1 protein-coding gene is annotated in these 375 nt (G+C 44.3%); it reads right to left on the bottom strand.

What is annotated here, in order from left to right:
• On the bottom strand, positions 1-375 hold a 375-nt coding region (locus ACTNA4_RS16150; protein ID WP_441031193.1), incomplete at both ends, for an RNA-guided endonuclease InsQ/TnpB family protein.

The following is a 375-nucleotide window of genomic DNA, read 5'->3' as shown; positions in this document are numbered from 1 at the left end:
TCTTTTCTCTTCTCTGCTTGGTTCTCACAGACTTCATACTCATAAAGCAGACTTGCATAGTATTTTCCGGAAGGCTCCTGACTTATGGTTACCGACTTCAGGACATACCCCGCTGGTATTTCCCGATGTTTCCTGATCTTCACTTCCTTCAGTTTCGGAAGCCGGATCTTTCCGTTTCCCAGACGAATATTCCCATTCACCACATTCGTTGTATAGCTCTTCCTGCTTCGATGTCTCGACTTGAATTTCGGAAAACCAACAGCCGGATTTACAAAAAAGTTCTTATAAGCCTTCTCCAAATGAATCTGCACATTCGCCAGTGCAAGGGAATCTACTTCTTTCAGCCACGGATATTCTTTCTTATAGGCTGCCGGA

Source organism: Bariatricus sp. HCP28S3_A7, from assembly GCF_052066375.1.
Classification (GTDB): domain Bacteria; phylum Bacillota; class Clostridia; order Lachnospirales; family Lachnospiraceae; genus Allocoprococcus.
The sequence above is the reverse complement of the archived record's forward strand: the minus strand, read 5'-3'. Positions and strand labels throughout refer to the sequence as shown.